Source organism: Streptomyces sp. NRRL S-118 (assembly GCF_000716335.1).
Taxonomy (GTDB): domain Bacteria; phylum Actinomycetota; class Actinomycetes; order Streptomycetales; family Streptomycetaceae; genus Streptomyces.
The window spans coordinates 360315-375454 of the sequence record NZ_KL591008.1 but is presented as its reverse complement, the minus strand read 5'-3'; the positions used below and the strand labels follow the sequence as shown (position 1 = coordinate 375454).

At 70.3% G+C, this 15140-nt stretch carries 12 protein-coding genes and 1 pseudogene; 7 read left to right on the top strand and 6 right to left on the bottom strand.

The features are described 5' to 3' along the window. The first annotated feature begins 499 nt into the window (after nucleotides 1-499). The 7 genes from IH00_RS0117225 (at nucleotide 500) to IH00_RS0117195 (ending at nucleotide 8070) form a co-directional block, all read left to right on the top strand. Entirely contained in the window at nucleotides 500-1030 is a 531-nt protein-coding gene (locus IH00_RS0117225; RefSeq protein ID WP_031074501.1) for a toxin-antitoxin system HicB family antitoxin, read from the top strand. A gap of 140 nt (nucleotides 1031-1170) precedes the next feature. Then, nucleotides 1171-2007: a DUF4097 family beta strand repeat-containing protein gene (locus IH00_RS0117220; RefSeq protein WP_031074500.1), complete on the top strand. Its 837-nt coding sequence runs from the start codon at nucleotides 1171-1173 to the stop codon at nucleotides 2005-2007. Between the two features lie 27 nt (nucleotides 2008-2034). After that, on the top strand, nucleotides 2035-3024 hold the full coding sequence (locus tag IH00_RS0117215) for an ATP-binding cassette domain-containing protein (protein ID WP_031074498.1): 990 nt from the start codon (nucleotides 2035-2037) through the stop codon (nucleotides 3022-3024). Beyond that, nucleotides 3021-3812 carry an ABC transporter permease gene (locus IH00_RS0117210; RefSeq protein ID WP_031074496.1) on the top strand — a complete coding sequence of 264 codons (792 nt, stop codon included), beginning with the start codon at nucleotides 3021-3023 and terminating at the stop codon, nucleotides 3810-3812. The genes IH00_RS0117215 and IH00_RS0117210 overlap by 4 nt, the downstream gene beginning before the upstream one ends. 64 nt (nucleotides 3813-3876) lie before the next feature. Continuing rightward, entirely contained in the window at nucleotides 3877-5109 is a 1233-nt protein-coding gene (locus IH00_RS0117205; RefSeq protein WP_031074494.1) for a cytochrome P450, read from the top strand. Between the two features lie 4 nt (nucleotides 5110-5113). Further along, complete coding sequence (locus IH00_RS0117200; protein ID WP_031074492.1) at nucleotides 5114-5329, top strand: ferredoxin; 216 nt, start codon at nucleotides 5114-5116, stop codon at nucleotides 5327-5329. A gap of 500 nt (nucleotides 5330-5829) precedes the next feature. Further along, entirely contained in the window at nucleotides 5830-8070 is a 2241-nt protein-coding gene (locus tag IH00_RS0117195; protein ID WP_031074490.1) for an MMPL family transporter, read from the top strand. Between the two features lie 61 nt (nucleotides 8071-8131). Here the strand turns inward: IH00_RS0117195 and IH00_RS0117190 are convergent. The 6 genes and pseudogenes from IH00_RS0117190 to IH00_RS0117165 all read right to left on the bottom strand — a co-directional run. After that, a pseudogene (locus IH00_RS0117190) lies at nucleotides 8132-8317 on the bottom strand (VOC family protein); the annotation flags it as partial. Continuing rightward, nucleotides 8314-9822 (bottom strand): DUF4246 domain-containing protein, encoded by a 1509-nt coding sequence (locus tag IH00_RS0117185; protein WP_031074486.1) that lies wholly within the window; start codon nucleotides 9820-9822, stop codon nucleotides 8314-8316. The gene IH00_RS0117185 and the pseudogene IH00_RS0117190, both read right to left, overlap by 4 nt. Nucleotides 9823-10029: 207 nt before the next feature. Next, complete coding sequence (locus IH00_RS0117180) at nucleotides 10030-11217, bottom strand: ABC transporter ATP-binding protein (RefSeq protein WP_031074484.1); 1188 nt, start codon at nucleotides 11215-11217, stop codon at nucleotides 10030-10032. A 90-nt stretch (nucleotides 11218-11307) separates the two neighbouring features. Continuing rightward, complete coding sequence (locus IH00_RS0117175; protein ID WP_031074482.1) at nucleotides 11308-12141, bottom strand: carbohydrate ABC transporter permease; 834 nt, start codon at nucleotides 12139-12141, stop codon at nucleotides 11308-11310. Further along, nucleotides 12141-13100: a carbohydrate ABC transporter permease gene (locus tag IH00_RS0117170; protein ID WP_031074479.1), complete on the bottom strand. Its 960-nt coding sequence runs from the start codon at nucleotides 13098-13100 to the stop codon at nucleotides 12141-12143. Before IH00_RS0117170 ends, IH00_RS0117175 begins: the two co-directional genes overlap by 1 nt. Nucleotides 13101-13170: 70 nt before the next feature. Further along, on the bottom strand, nucleotides 13171-14391 hold the full coding sequence (locus IH00_RS0117165) for an ABC transporter substrate-binding protein (protein WP_234334870.1): 1221 nt from the start codon (nucleotides 14389-14391) through the stop codon (nucleotides 13171-13173). Between the last annotated feature and the right edge of the window lie 749 nt (nucleotides 14392-15140).

Here is a 15140-nt window from a genome sequence, read left to right as displayed (position 1 = left end):
GCGCAGCCGGACCCGCAGGAGGTGTACAGCGCACCCTGAGTGACCCTCACCCGGGCGTGGGTCAGGGCCCGTCGGCCGGTGCGCGGCCCGGCACCGGTCGCGGTCGGTGGGTGGGTCCGGCGGAACGGCGGCCGGGGCCGGCGGAACGGCGCTGCTGGAGGAGGCCCCCGTGCTCCGCCTGGCGCTGCGCGAGCACGTCTGCGGCAGCGCCCGCCTTCCGGCGGACCTGGCGCGGCACGTCACCGGTGGGACGGCGCTGCCCGCCCCCGAACAGGTTGCGCCGCGGAGCCCGTGGCCCCAGGGCGGCCGCCGACCCGTGGCGAGCAGGGCGGGCCGTGGCGGAACTCGTTCGGCAGGGCGGGCCGTGGCGGAACTCGTCCCCCGGCAGGACGCGGTCTCCGGCTCCGACGCGCCATCATGGCACCCGCCTGATGCCACTTGGTGCCACATGGCGCCACAATCACTTGCCATGGCGCCATCATGGTGCCACTATGTTCGTATGGACCTGACCCCCTACGTCGATCATCTCCGCCACGAGCTCGCGGTCGCCGCGAGCGCCGGCGGGGACGAGGCGCGCGCCCTCGCCGAGCGGCTCACCGCACCACTGGAGTCCGCAGCCCGGTTGACGCTCCTGAACGCCCTCTCCGCCGCCTCGGACGAGATCACGCGCGAGCTGGCGCCGGGCTCGGTGGACGTCCGTCTGCGGGGCCTCGACCCCGAGTTCGTGGTGACGGCACCACCGGTCGGCGAGGCCCCCACCGAGGAGGCCCCCGCCATGGCGGCACCTGTGGCGCCACCCGTGGCGCCATCCCTGGCGGACAGCGACGAAGGCGGAACGGCCCGGATCAACTTCCGGCTTCCGGCGCCCCTGAAGGCCCGGGTCGAGGAGGCGGCCGCCCGAGAGGGTCTGTCCGTCAACGCCTGGCTCGTCCGGGCCGTGGCCACCGCCCTGGAGCCGGGTGGCGGACCCGCCCGGCCCGCCGCTCGTACCCCGCGCACCGGCCAGGGTTACCAGGGCTGGGTCCGCTAGAGCCTGCGAATCGGTGTCGTCCGCCCGCCGGGCGGACGGACTTCGCGGACCCGACCCGGCCGGAGTCCTTCGCTCCCACGCCCACGCACGACCGCCCCACCTGCGGAAACACCCTTCAGAGTCAAGAGGACGGGACACCCATGCCTTCTTACGAAACCCCCGCACCCATCACCGCGGTCCTCGAGTTCGAGGTCGGCAACGTGCGGCTCAGCGCGAGCAAGCGCCAGGACACCGTCGTGGATGTGCTGCCGAGCAACGCCGCCGACGACGCCGACGTACGGGCCGCACAGCAGACCAAGGTGACGTACGCCAATGGCACCCTCACCCTCAAGGGGCCCAAGAAGCGCGGCCTGTTCGGCAAGCACGGCTCGATCGACGTGACCGTCGATCTCCCCGCCGGATCGCGCGTCCGGGGCAACTCCCCCATGGGCGACTACACCGGCGAGGGGCCGCTCGGCGAGTGCCGCATCAAGACCTCGCTCGGCGACATCCGGCTCGACGAGACCTCCGCGGTGAACCTGCGGACCGGCCACGGCGACATCCGCGTCGACCGGGCCGTGGGCGATGCCGAGATCTACGGGGCGGGCCGGGTCGACCTCGGCGAGATCACGGGAACGGCGACCGTCAAGAACGGGAACGGCGAGACGGCGATCGACGAGATCACCGGTGTCCTGAAGGTCAGCGCCGCCAATGGCCGCATCACGGTCGGTATCGCGCACGCCTCGGTCGAGGCCAAGTCCGCCAACGGCGCGATCACCGTGCAGCAGGTGGCGCGGGGCGTGATCGACCTCCGCACCGCCGTCGGTGACGTGGAGGTCGGCATCCGCGAGTCCACCGCGGCCTGGCTGGACGTCAACTCCAAGTTCGGCACGTTCCGCAACGCGCTCGGCGCCGCCGAAGGGCCCGACGCCTCCGACGAGACCGTCGAGATCCACGCCCGCACGAGTGTCGGCGACATCGTCGTCCGCCGCGCCTGACCTCCCCGGAAGGAAAAGCGGAACCCCATGACCACGACACCCACCGCCGAAGCCCGCGCCACGGCGCCGCCCGCCATCTCCGCGCTCGGCCTGCGCAAGTCGTACGGCGACAAGGTCGTCCTCGACGGCATCGACCTGCACATCCCCGAGGGCACGGTCTTCGCCCTCCTCGGGCCCAACGGCGCCGGCAAGACCGCCACCGTCGAGATCCTGTCGACGCTCATCGCGCCCGACGCCGGACAGGCCCGGGTCGCCGGCCACGACCTCGCCGACCGGCCCGACGGCGTACGCGCCGCGATCGGAGTCACCGGCCAGTTCGCGGCCGTCGACAACCTCCTCACCGCCGAGGAGAACCTGCTCCTCATGGCGGACCTCCAGCACCTGCCACGGCGCGAGGGCCGCCGCCGCGCGGCCGAGCTCCTGCGGCGCTTCGAACTCTCCGAGGCCGCCCGCAAGCCGGTCTCCGCCTTCTCCGGCGGCATGCGCCGCAAGCTCGACCTGGCGATGACCCTGGTCGGCGACCCGAGGATCATCTTCCTCGACGAGCCGACCACCGGCCTCGATCCCCGCAGCCGCCGCACCATGTGGGAGATCATCCGCGGGCTCGTCGCCGGCCACGGCGTCACCATCTTCCTGACCACGCAGTACCTGGAGGAGGCCGACCAGCTCGCCGACCGCATCGCCGTCCTCGACAAGGGCAGGCTGGTCGCCGAGGGAACCGCGGACGAGCTCAAGCGCCTCATCCCCGGCGGCCACATCCGGCTGCGCTTCTCGGAAGCCGCCGACCTCGACACCGCCGCCCGCCACTTCGGCGCTGCCGCACGCGACCCCGAGGAGCTCACGCTCCGCATCCCCAGCGACGGCAGCATCCCGACCCTGCGGGCCGTACTCGACGTCCTGGACGGAGCGGCGGTGCGCGCCGAGTCGCTGACCGTGCACACCCCCGACCTCGACGACGTCTTCCTGACCCTCACCGGTCACGGCACGCCCGGCACCACGACGGAGATGGCCCGATGAGCACCCTCACCTACGCCGTCAGGGACTCCATGACGATGCTGCGGCGCAACCTCAAGCACGCGCTGCGCTATCCCGCGATGACGTTCTCCGTCGTCCTCATGCCGGTGATGTTGCTCCTGCTGTTCAACTACGCCTTCGGGGGCGCACTCGGTGCCGGAATCTCCGGAGCCCCCGCCGGTGGCGGCGAGTACATCGACTACGTCGCGCCCGGCATCATCCTGATGGCCGCGACCTCCGGGGCGGTGGCGACGGCGGTCGGCGTCTGCGTCGACATGACGGAGGGCATCGTCAACCGCTTCCGCACGATGTCCATCTCCCGCGCCGCGTTCCTGACCGGGCACGTCGTCGGCAGCCTGCTGCAGACCCTGGTGGGCGTCGCCCTGGTGATCGGCGTCGCCCTCGCCATCGGCTTCCGCCCCGACGCCTCCCTGGTCGAATGGATCGCCGCGACCGGACTGCTGACCCTGCTCATCCTCGCGCTGACCTGGCTGGCGGCAGGTATGGGCCTGGTGGCCAGGACACCGGAGTCGGCGAGCAACACACCGCTGCCCCTGACCTTCCTGCCTTTCCTCGGCAGCGCCATCGTCCCGACCGACTCCATGCCGACAGGGCTGCGCTGGTTCGCCGAGTACCAGCCCTTCACCCCGGTCATCGAGACCTTGCGCGGCCTGCTCATGGGCACCGGCATCGGCAGCAGCGGATACCTCGCCCTCGCCTGGTGCGCCGGCCTGACCCTCGTCGGCTACCTCTGGGCCCGGTCCGCCTTCGGCCGTACCGCCAAGCGCTGAGCACCGCCCCACCCGGCCACCGCACGTCACCGACCACCGCACATCGCTTCCCACGGAGGACACCATGCAGCACGCACACGGACCGTCGGCCCGGCCCGACGACACCGAGCCCGTCACCATCCCCACGCAGCGCACCGCCGGCTGCCCCTTCGACCCGCCCGCCGGACTCGCGGAGTTGCGCGACAAGGGATCGCTGACCCGGATGGCCTACCCCGACGGGCACGTCGGCTGGCTCGCCACCGGATACTCCGCGGTCCGCTCGATCCTGGGCGACTCGCGGTTCAGCTCGCGGTACGAGCTGATGCACTACCCCTTCCCCGGGGGGCCCGAAGGCCCCCTGCCGCCCGCGCCCGTCGGGGACATGACCGGCATGGACGCTCCCGAGCACACCCGCTTCCGGCGGCTCCTGGCCGGCAAATTCACCGTCCGCCGGATGCGCCGGCTCACCGAGCGGTTAGAGGAGATCACGGCCGAGCGCCTGGACGTGATGGAGCGCCGTGGGCCGGGCACCGACCTGGTCGAGGCGTTCGCCCGGCCGATCCCGGCGCTGATGATCTGCGAGCTCCTCGGCGTGCCCTACGCCGACCGGGAACGCTTCCAGCACCACGCCCACACGCTCATGGCCATGGACCCGACACCGGAGGAACGGTACGCCGCGTTCGTCGGCCTCCAGGAGTACATGGCCGAGCTGGTCGCCGCCAAGCGCTCCGCACCCTCCGACGACCTCCTCGGCGACCTGGCTCAGGACTCCGACCTCACCGACGAGGAACTCGTCGGGATCGGCGGCTTCCTGCTCGCCGCCGGGCTCGACACGACCGCCAACATGATCGCCCACGGGACCTTCGCCCTGCTCGGCAACCCGGCCCAGGCCGCGGCCCTGCGCTCGGAGCCCGACCTCGCGCCGCAGGCCGTCGAAGAGCTCCTGCGGTACCTGACGGTCGCCCACACCACCGTGAAGACGGCGCTGGAGGACGTCGAGCTGGACGGCAGGACGATCGCGGCCGGCGAGAGCGTCACCCTCTCGCTCGAGGCCGCCAACCGGGACCCGGAGAGGTTCCCCGACCCCGACGTCCTCGACCTGCGCCGCAAGGCCGCGGGACACCTGGGCTTCGGACACGGCATCCACCAGTGCCTGGGCCAGCAACTGGCCCGCGTGGAGCTCACGGTGGCGCTGCCCGCGCTGCTGAGGCGGTTCCCCACGCTGCGCCTCGACATCCCGGCCGGCGACGTCCCGTTGCGCACCGACATGAACATCTACGGCGTGCACCGGCTGCCGGTCACCTGGGACGAGGTCTGATCCCATGGACATCCGCGTCCACCGCGACCGCTGCCTCGGCGCGGGCATGTGCGCCCTGACCGCTCCCGCGGTCTTCGACCAGGACGAGAGGGAGGGTCTGGTCCTCCTGCTGGACGCCAGTCCGCCGCAGGACCAGCACCCCTCGGTCCGCATGGCCGCCGGCGCGTGCCCCGCCTCGGCCGTCACCGTCACGGAACAGGGCCGGCCGGCCGCCTCGTAGCCACGCCGCCTCGTCGCCACATCAACGCGACGCAGGCGCCGTCCGGCCTCGGACCGCATCCGCGGGGCCCGGTCGCAGGGGACCGCACGCGCCGGGCGCGTCGCCCCGTCGCCGCTCGACTCGGCGCCCGGGACCCCGTTGCCCGGGTCCCCGCCGCCCGCCGGCAGGCCGTCCGGGGGTACCCCCAAGGCGCACTCGGTCACCCGGGCACCTCCCCCGCCGTCGAGCCGCATCCGGGGAGACATCACCTCCCCGCCACCGGGGCGGTAGCCACCCTCGGCGGATGCGGCTCCCCTCGCGGCACCTCCTGCGCACCGCCGCCCTCGCGGCTCCCCCGACGCCGGGTCCGCCCTGCTGCCCCGGCGTTCAGGAGCCCGACGGACACCCCCTCTCAGGACACCCGCACCGGCGGCACCTCCTGCGCGCCGCCGGGACGAGGGCGCTGCCCGCGCACCCCACACCCGACAACGTCCACTCCTACCCGACAGGACTCCACCACTGTGGCAACCTTCCTTTCCGGCCTCGGCCGCTTCGCCTTCCGACGGCGGGGCCTGGTCGTCCTCCTGTGGCTCCTGGCCCTCGTCGGTGCGGGCTTCGCGGCCTCCACGGCCCCGGCCCCTCCCGCCGACACGTTCTCCATGCCGGGTACGGAGTCGCAGAAGGCGTTCGACCTCCTCCAGGAGAAGTTCCCCGACGCCCGCGCGGACGGCGCCACCGCCCGCGTCGTCATCCGCGCCCCCGGCACCGAGCAGATCACCTCCCCCGGCCGCAAGGCGCAGGTCGCGGCGCTCGTCGCCGCCCTGTCCACGGCGCCGCAAGTGGCGGCTGTGGCCGACCCGTTCACGGCGGACACCGTCAGCGGCGACCGTACGACCGCGTACGCCTACGTCACGTACGAGGCGAAGGCCACCGAACTCACCGCGGCGGCGCACGACGGTCTGAACCGGGCCATGGAGCGGGCCCGGGACACGGGTCTCGTCATCGAGGCGGGCGGTGACGCCGTCGCGATCGACCAGGGGATGAACGGTACGGGAGAGAAGCTCGGCATCCTCGTCTCCGCCGTCGTTCTGCTGCTCACCTTCGGCTCGCTGGTCGCCGCCGGCATGTCCCTGCTGACGGCCTTGATCGGCGTCGGCATCGGCATCAGCGCCGTCACCGCACTCGGCAGCACCCTCGGCCTGTCGTCCACGACCTCGACGCTCGCGATGATGATCGGCCTCGCCGTCGGGATCGACTACGCGCTGTTCATCGTCTCCCGCTACCGCTCCGAGATGGCCGAGGGGCGCGAACGCGCGGACGCCGCCGCCCGCGCCGTGGGCACCGCGGGCTCGGCCGTGGTCTTCGCCGGGCTCACCGTGATCATCGCCCTGGCCGGGCTCGCGGTGGTGAACGTCCCGATGCTCACCAAGATGGGCCTCGCCGCCGCCGGCACCGTCGCCGTCGCCGTGCTCGTCGCGATCACCTTCGTGCCCGCGCTGCTGGGCTTCGCCCCCGTGAGGGTCCTCGCCCGCCGGGACCGCAAGCGGTACACCGGCAAGCCGCTGTCGCAGCGTCAGCAGCGCAAGGCCGACGAGCGCGCGGCGCGCGGGAAGCCCGGCCTCGGGGCCCGCTGGGCCGGACTCGTGCTGCGCCGGCCCGTCGCCGTCCTGGTGCTCGGCGTGCTGGGCCTCGGGGCCCTCGCCCTGCCCGCCGCGAGCCTCGAACTGGGCCTGCCCGGCGAGGGGACCATGGCCCCGCACACCACCCAGCGCAAGGCGTACGACATGCTGTCGGACTCCTTCGGTCCCGGCTTCAACGGGCCGCTGACGATCACCGTCGAGGCGAAGGGCGCGCGGACGGCGGCGGAGCAGGTGCGGACGGCTCTGGAACAGGTCCCGGGAGTCGCGGCCGTCTCCCCCGTGACCGCCAACCCGGCCGGTGACACCGCCCTCGTCGGCGTCGTCCCCGACACCGGACCCACCGACAGCAGGACCGAGGACCTGGTGCGCTCGCTGCGCGACCTGGCGGACGGTCTCGAGTCCCGGACGGGTGCCACGGAGATCATGGTCGCCGGCCAGACCGCGATGTTCATCGACTTCTCCCGGACGCTCGACGACGCTCTGCTCCCCTACCTCGGTCTGGTCGTCGGCCTGGCCTTCCTCCTGCTCATGCTGGTCTTCCGGTCGGTGCTCGTCCCCCTCAAGGCCGCCCTGGGCTTCCTCCTTTCGGTGACCGCGGCCCTCGGGGCGGTCGTGGCCGTCTTCCAGTGGGGCTGGCTGGCCGGTCTCCTCGGCGTCGACCATCCCGGCCCGGTCATGAGCACCCTGCCGATCTTCATGATCGGTGTGGTCTTCGGCCTCGCGATGGACTACGAGGTCTTCCTGGTCTCCCGGATGCGAGAGGCGTACGCCCACGGCGCCCGCCCCGGCGAGGCGGTCGTCGCCGGGTTCCGGTACGGCGGCCGGGTCGTCGGCGCCGCCGCGATCATCATGGCCAGCGTCTTCTCCGGCTTCGTCATGGAGGACAACGACTTCGTCAAGATGATCGGCTTCGGCCTCGCCGCCGCCGTCCTCTTCGACGCCTTCATCGTCCGTATGGCCATCGTGCCGGCCCTGTTCGCCCTCCTCGGCAGGTCCGCCTGGTGGCTGCCCGGCTGGCTCGACCGGCTCCTGCCGGCCATCGACGTGGAGGGCGACACCCTTGCGAAGCCTCACGGAACGTCGCCGGGGCTCACGTCACGGGAGAAGCACTTCGTGGGCTGACCTGTTGATGATCAGGGGCCGTTCCGGATCGCTCCGGAACGGCCCCTGTGTCGGAGGATGCTCAGTCGAGACGGAACTCGTTGCCCTCGACGTCCTGCATCGCGATGCAGGACTCGTTCTCGTCGTCGGCGGGCATGAGTCGCACGCGTACCGCGCCGAGCGCGACCGGCCGTGCGCACTCGGCCTCCAGGACGGCCAAGCGCTCCTCACCCACGAGTCCGGTGCCGACCCGCACGTCGAGGTTCAGTGCTCGCAGAGGGAGAACTCCCGCTCATAGAGCTGCTCGTTGTGTTCGTCCACGAAGAACTTGCGTTCCCGCATGAGTTGTTCGCGGTAGTCCTTGGCCTGTTCGAGCGTCATGGTGGAGGTGGCGGACCATGGTTGCTGCGGTGGCACATCGGACGTCGAGACGATCTTCTCCGACGGGTCCACCAGGAAGAAGGCAAGAATCTTGCGGTGTCCCGGGCGGGTGGGGTCCACGAGGCGGAATGAGCCGACCCGGTGCTGCAGGATGTTCGGGAACGCCAGGCAGCGACCCGCCGGCGTCGACGCCGACCCCAGCATCTGGTTCAGTGCGTCTTCGTCCTCCAGGCCGTAGACCTCACGCAGACCGTTGTCGTCGTTCTGTTCGTAGTGCGGGTCGTCGAGCGCCGCCCGGAAGCTCAGCCGGCTCTCGGTGATGTTCTCGCTGTCCCAGTAGTAGATGCCGGTCGAGACGATCCGCTCGTTCAGCATCCCCTCGACATGCCAGGAACCGCCTGGGTACTCGGGCTTGTCCGGGGTCAGGTGAACCGTGGCGAGCTTGACGATGACCTGAAGACGACGGCCGCGCAGGTCCACCCGGGAGGATGCGTCGGGCACCTCGGGCGGGGTGAAGTCCGGGGCGTCCGGGACGACCGGGCGGCGGTTCTCCCACCAGTCGTCCTGGGCCTCCTCCCATGCACGCAGGGCTTCCGCGTAGGCCGCAGCATCACTGTACGAGGACTTGTCCGGAAACTCCGGTTCCGAGTCGTACCACCCGTAGGGATCCGCCTCGATCCGCAGGGGACGCGGATGGCGCAGATCGGTGAGCACGTTCTCCAGCAGCGGGCGCATGCGCGCGAACAAGTCCGGGAGGACGGCGGCCAGTTCGTGATGGGTCTCGGGGTGGACGTTGTTCACGTACGAACGGAAGGCGACATCGCCGTCGTCACTGACGTCGACGTCCGTGGGCAGCCACTGGAACTTCTCCGAGAACTCGTACGTCGAGTAGCGGTCCGTCGGGTTCTGCCAAGCCCGCTCGGGCGCGCCGCTCACGCCTCTCACCAGGCAGAACAGTGAGGGGTGGACCAGGTCCAGTACCTGCCCGCCGGATCCGGGGTGCCAGTCCCGGTCCGCTTCGGGGACCTCTTCCAGAACCCGCACCGCCTCGCGCAGGCGGGATGCGAGCTTGTCGTCGATCAGTGTGTCCGACTGCCACACCCCGTCGACGGCGGACACCTCGATGCCGGTTCGTCCGTCCCGCAGCGCCGCGTAGTGCTCGAGTTCGGCAAGCACGTACCGGACCTGCGCTTCGGTGAGGCCCTGGGCGACCGCTTCCTGCTTCCACCTGGCGACGATGTCCGCATCGTGCATCTTGTCGAACCACCCCGGCTTCGCCCGGATGTGCGCGCTGCACTGCATCATCTGCCGTTCCCGCAGCGTTCGGGGTGTCGCGAACGACAGGGAACGGGAGGCTTGGAAGGGCAGGGGGAAGGCAGACAGGCCGGACAATTCTCGTGGTCCCTACAGTCGGTGTGCGGTGGCGGGAAGGATAGCTCAGCGCACTGACACCGCAGCCGGCCCGCGACTTCCCTCGGCACAGGTGGGGACGAATCTGCCGCACGGGCCGCCGACCGCCCGCCGCAACCGGCGACACGGACCAGCCGTCTCCTGAGTCGCCGGTACATGGACGCGGATCGTGTCCTGGGCGGCGCATCGTCACTCGGCCCTCGCCGGATGCGTGAGGTTCGCTCCGGTCGCCGGGTCGAAAACGTGCGCCTTGGCCATGTCGACCCGCAGCTCCACCGGTTCGCCCTCGCGGGCACGCGTGGCGGCGTCCAGGCGGGCCACGATGTGATGGGTGTCGGCGCCGGTGTCTCGCAGGCCGGAGTCCTTGGCGAGCTCCTCCAGTTCGGTGGTCGTCGCGGGCCCGCCCTCCGCGGTGAAGTAGACATACACATCGGATCCCAGCGACTCCAGTACCTCCACGGTGGCGGTGAAGACCGGGCCCGTCCGGTCCCGGCCGTGCGACAGGGCCACGTCCTCGAATGCCTCCGGTCGCAGCCCGACGATGACCTCGCGGGGAGCGTTCTGCCGTTCCAGCGCCTGCCTCGTACGATCGTCGAGGGGCAGGTCGCCCAGGGACGAGCGCAGGGCACCGCCCGCCGAAGTGGCGTTCAGGAAGTTCATCGCCGGGGAGCCGATGAAGCCCGCGACGAAGATGTTGCGCGGCAGGTCGTACAGCTCGGCAGGTGTGCCGATCTGCTGGACCAGGCCCTGTCTCATGACCACGACCCGGTCGCCGAGCGTCATCGCCTCGGTCTGGTCGTGGGTGACGTACACGGTGGTCGTGCCGAGACGCCGCTGCAGCCGGGAGATCTGAGTGCGCATCTGTACCCGGAGTTTGGCGTCCAGGTTGGACAGCGGCTCGTCCATCAGGAACGCCTTGGGGTCACGGACGATCGCCCGCCCCATGGCCACCCGCTGGCGCTGACCGCCCGAGAGGTTGGCGGGCCTGCGGTCCAGGTGCTCGGTCAGGTCAAGGATCCGGGCGGCTTCCGTCACCTTGGCGTTGATCGTGTCCTTGTCCATCTTGGCCAGGCGCAGCGGGAAGCCCATGTTCTCCCGGACGTTCATGTGCGGGTACAGGGCATAGCTCTGGAACACCATGGCGACGTCGCGTTCCTTGGGAGCCAGGTCATTGACGACTCGCCCTCCGATGCGCAGGGTGCCCTCGGTGATGTCCTCAAGTCCGGCGATCATGTTCAGGGTGGTGGACTTGCCGCATCCCGACGGACCGACCAGGATCACGAACTCGCCGTCGGCGATCTCGAGGTCCACGTCCTTCACGGCGAGGGCCCCGTCGGGAAAGCGCTTGGTGACTCCCTCAAGGATGATCTCGGCCATGGATGGTGCCTCCTTGCCTTCATGCCTTCCGGGTCCGGGTACTGCGGTCGGTGTCTCGGACCGGTGGCCTGTCCGCCGCGGTCGGCCCGTTCACCCCTTGACTGCCCCGGAGGTCAGTCCGGCGACGATCCGCCTCTGGAAGAACAGGACGAACACGATGATCGGGATGGTGATGACCACAGCAGCGGCGGCGATCGACCCTGTGGGCTGCTGGAACTGGGAGCTCCCGGTGAAGAACGCGATCGCGGCGGGCACCGTGCGCGCGGACTCGGTGGAAGTCAGCGAGATCGCGAACAGGAAGTCGTTCCAGCAGAAGATGAACACGAGAATGGCCGTGGTGAACACGCCCGGCGCGGCCAGCGGCACGATGACCATCCGGAAGGCCTGCGCGGGCGTCGCCCCGTCGACCTTGGCTGCCTTCTCCAGATCCCAGGGGATCTCCCGGAAGAACGCCGACAGGGTGTAGATCGCCAGCGGCAGCGAGAAGGTCATGTACGGGATGATCAGCCCGACCCAGGTGTCGAAGATCCCGAGGATCCGCTCGATGTCGAACAGCGGTGACACCAGGGAGATCGGCGGGAACATGGCGATCAACAGCGACATGCCGATCAGCACCCGCTTGCCGGGGAAGCGCAGCCTGGCCACCGCATAGGCGGCCATGGTGCCCAGCGCCACCGCGATCACCGTGGCGATCAGGGCGATACCGATCGAGTTGATCAGCGCACGGGTGAACTCGGCGGTCTCGAAGATGCCCCGGTAGTTCTCCCAGGTCCAGTCCGTGGGGATGTAGTTGCCGTCCGTCAGGGTGGTGGGGTCCTTGAACGACAGCGCGGCGATCCACCACACAGGGAACAGGGCGTACAGCACCACCACGACGTTCATGACACCCCATCGGGCGGCGTGCGTCCTTCCCACCGCGGCCATCAGCGCTTCACCTCCGCGCCGGGTGCGGCGGTGCCGAACAGCTTGACGAAGGTGAAGGCGATGATCCCGACACAGATGAAGATCAGGACCGAGATCGCCGACCCGATGCCCAGGTTCAGCGCGGTGAACAGGTTGTCGTACCCGAGGATCGACAGAGAGCCGGTCCCCTGGGCGCCCGCGGTCAGGACGTAGATGTTGTCGAAGATCCGGAACGCATCCAGTGTGCGGAAGAGCAGCGCCACCAGGATGGCCGGCTTCATCAGCGGAACCATGATCTTGGTGAAGCGCTGCCAGGCGGTGGCACCGTCCACCATGGCCGCCTTCAGGGTCTCCTCGGGGACCAGCGCGAGGCCCGCGAGCAGCAGCAGGGCCATGAACGGCGTCGTCTTCCACACCTCGGCGAGGATGATCAGCCAGAGGGCGGGCCACTGCTCGGTCAGCGGGGCCTCCCCGCTGGGCAACAACTCGGCGAGGTATCCGAGCTCCGGGGTCCAGGCGTACTGCCAGGAGAAGGCGGCGACCACGGTGACGATCCCATACGGAATGAGGACCGACGTGCGGACGACGCCGCGCCAGAAGATCGTGCGGTGCATGACCAGGGCGAGCCCCATTCCGAGGACCAGTTCGATCGTCACGGACACGGCGGTGATGAACAGCGTGACCCAGAAGGCGTCCCACCAGAACGGGGAGGACAGCACCGCCCCGTAGTTGCTCAGGCCCACGAACTCCGCCTGTCCGGGAAAGCGCAGGTCGTACCGCTGGAGGGACAGATAGACGGCGTACCCGATGGGGTAGGCGGTCACGGCGATCATGACGACGACCGCAGGCGCGCAGAGCAGCCAGCCGAGCCGCCGCTCCTGCCTGGCTCCCGCCGAGAGTGCCGCCCGGTCCGGCCCCGTCTGCTCCGTCTCCGCCTCGGGGGGCGGCGGGGTTCCGGCCGGTTGCGCCCGCGTGCTCATCTCGAGCCGTCCGAGGACGAGGCCCGCGCGCTGCGGCGCCGGCTGACGGAGTGGTGCGGGAGGAGGTGGTTCACGGGATCACACCCTCGGATCGCAGGGCATCGTCGATCTGGTCCCTGATGGTGTCGACGGAGCTCTCCGGTTCGATCCCGGACGGCGGAGACAGCGTGTGGGAGACCGCGATCGACACGTTCTGGTAGGCCGGAGTGAGCGGGCGCACGCTCGCCGATTCCAGGGCGGCCAGCACCTCCCCGGAGAAGGGGTACTCCTTCATGAACGCGGGCTCGTCGTACAGGGCGCGCAGGGTGGGCGGCAGACCGCCCTCGAGCGCGGCGATGAGCTGGTTCTCCCGGTTGCGCAGGCACAGCGCCGCCTCGAAGGCCAGGTCGGGGTGGCGCGAGTAGGCGCTCACAGCCAGGTCGATGCCGCCGATGGTGGGCCGTGCGGGGCGGTTCACGTCGACCCGGGGGTACGGCGCCCAGCGGAAGTTCTTGAAAAGCTCGGGGTTGTTCGCCTTCATCGAGGGATAGACGAACGGGTAGTTGAGCTCGAACGCCGCCACCCCCGACTCCATGGCGAGGCGGTTCTGGTCCTCCATCTGGTTGGGCAGGGAGGGGTCCGCAGCCGGGGATTCCGCCAGATCACGCATGATCGCAGCGGCCCGAACAGCGGGAGGCCCGAGGGAAGGCCCGGTCGCGCTCGCGTTGAGGATGGAGCCGCCCGCACTGTTGATCAGCGTGTTGAACCAGACGGTCAGGCCCTCGTACTGGGCACCCTGGATCTCCACGAAGTGCGGTTTGTCCTGACGGGCGAGGGCGCCGGCCATGTCCAGCATCTCGGCCCAGGTCCTGGGTGGGGTGGGCACCAGGTCCTTGCGGTACCACAGGAGCTGGGTGTTGGTGTTGTACGGGACGGCGTACAGCTTGCCTTTCCAGGTCGAGGTCTGCAGCGGTACGCGCAGGGTGCCCTCGACGGCCTGCCGCTTCGCCGCCCCCGTCCATTCCCGGATCCAGCGTGCCTCGGCGAACTCCGCCGCCCAGGTGACGTCCAGGCCCAGGATGTCGAGCGAGTCGTCCTCGGCGGCGAGTCTGCGGACAAGCTGCTGGCGCTGGCCGTCCGCGGCACGCGGGAGCTTGTTGTAGCTGATCCTGTAGCGGCCGCCCGACGCCTGGCTGCACCGGTCGGCCGCCTTCTGGAGCGCACCGGAGTCGTCGGGGAAGTTGTACCAGTTGAGGGTGGGCCTGCCGGAGCCCTCGTCACTGCCACAGGCGGCGAGCACCGACGTCAGCAACAGCAGTACGGCGAACGCCCGCAGCCCTCGCGTCCCTCCGGGACGTCCCTTCCGATCCGAAACCGGCCGGCAGCCGCACCTCGCGTGCACGCGCTCCACACCTCGCTTCCGGACGGTGGCACGGGACTCGGACCTCGCAGCGTTTCCCTCCCGGCAAACACTAAAGACCACATAAAGCAACATCAAGCACATATGACATCGAATCGCCCACCTGCCCGCAGGGACCGACTCGGCGAACCTGCGGGCACGGAAGGGGGACGGATGAATTCGGCTGCTTCCTACTGTTCTGCGGCCGGATGCGCGATCTCTTCGACCCACCCCAGGAGTTGTCGCAAGGCGTCGGCATCGCCTTCAGCGCGACCAGGGTGTTTGCGGCACCCTTCTGGAGGACCCCGTGCGTGCGGTGGTGGGTCGCGGGATGTCGCTCGGGGTGCCCGGCGGCGGCACGGCCCGCGCCGCCGGTGGAACAGATGGAGGAGTCCGCCGACCCCGATCGCCGCAGCCAGTTGTGCGCTGTCGGCCGGGACGCGGTATCAAGGGCATCGTTTGCGCAGGCCGGAACGTTTGACCATCGCCCCGGTAACGCACCTTGCCCGAGTCAAGGTGCGTTACCTGACCGCCCCATGGTGCTCGGTCCCCATCTGGTTCCCCGGAACGACCAAGAGGCCACTTCCGGCCAACCGGAAATGACCTCCGACCTGCTACTCCGCAAGTCGGGACGACAGGATTTGAACCTGCGACCCCTTGAC